This is a genomic window from Bradyrhizobium sp. 142, assembly GCF_023074015.1.
GTDB lineage: Bacteria > Pseudomonadota > Alphaproteobacteria > Rhizobiales > Xanthobacteraceae > Bradyrhizobium.
This window is the reverse complement of record NZ_JADPKQ010000476.1, coordinates 1-1,242: the sequence shown is the minus strand read 5'-3', so window position 1 is coordinate 1,242 and position 1,242 is coordinate 1. Positions and strand designations below refer to the sequence as shown.

The 1,242-nt window shown below is 55.6% G+C and carries 1 protein-coding gene; it reads left to right on the top strand.

What is annotated here, in order from left to right:
• The first annotated feature begins 58 nt into the window (after positions 1-58).
• Complete coding sequence (locus IVA82_RS43210; RefSeq protein ID WP_247387347.1) at positions 59-1,222, top strand: IS4 family transposase; 1,164 nt, start codon at positions 59-61, stop codon at positions 1,220-1,222.
• Positions 1,223-1,242 lie beyond the last annotated feature (20 nt).

Sequence of the window (1,242 nt, the reverse complement as noted above, 5' to 3'; positions counted from 1 at the left end):
GCAAATCCAGCGTGAACCGGATACTTTCTGGTTGTCGAGACACAGAAAAGGGCCGGGCATGCAATACATGAATAGCATCTTTGGAGAGCTCCTCAAACCGATCGATCGACGGCAATTTCGGGAAATTGTGGAGCGCCATAACGGCAATGCCTACGATAAAACCTTCAAAAGCTGGGAACATCTTGTGACGATGGTGGGTGCCCAGTTGAGCGCGGTCGCCAGTCTGCGCGCTGTCGAAGCGACCTTTAAGGCAAACTCCCATCAGCACTACCATTTGGGGGCGAGGAACATTCCTCGCTCGACGCTCTCGCGTGCGAATGCACGTCGTCCGGTGGGCGTTTTCGCGGAAACCTTCGCCATGCTGGCGAAGAAGGCCGATCGACACACGCGGGTGGAAGGGACCGAGATGGTTCGGTTGATCGATTCGAGTCCGATCCCGTTGGGCAAGATGTGCGAATGGGCCGAATGGAATGGTCGTATCCGCGGCTTGAAGATGCACGTCGTCTATCACCCAGGAAAGGATGTCCCGCGTTGCGTCGAGATTACGCCGGCGACCGTCAATGACGTCGAGATCGGCCGTCAAACCGAACTCGAAGCCGGTGCGACCTACGTTTTCGACAAAGGCTACTATCACTTTGGCTGGTGGAAGAAGATCAACGCCGCCAACGCTTTCTTCGTCACGCGCGCCAAGGTGAACACGCGCTTGCGCAAGACGAAATCCCGGTACGTGCGCAAGACCATCGGCGACGGCTTTAAAATCATCGATGACGCCGATGTCGTGCTCGCCAGCAAGGGCGATTCCAGTCTGCCGATTCCATTGCGACGCATCAGGGTCAAGCGTGACAAAGGTGGAGTGATTACTCTCATCACCAATGATCTCAAACGCACGGCAGTCGAGATTGCGGCTCTCTATAAAAGTCGTTGGCAGATTGAACTGCTGTTCCGCTGGATCAAGCAGCATCTCAATCTTCGCAAGTTCATGGGCAAGAACGACAACGCCATTCGCCTGCAAATCATCGCTGCGATGATCGCCTATCTGCTCCTACGCCTCGCCCGACGACTGAATTCCTTGAGGATGCTGGACCTGCGCCTCGCTGAACTCGTTTGCCAACGCCTTTTCACACGAATTCCGATCGCAGAAATCGACAAGCCTCCGCCAGTCAATCCCAGCAAGCCAAAGCCCAGGTTCTCTCTCGACCAGCTGGAGCTCATCTATGTGTGATTTTCCCGGGACAGCCCTGC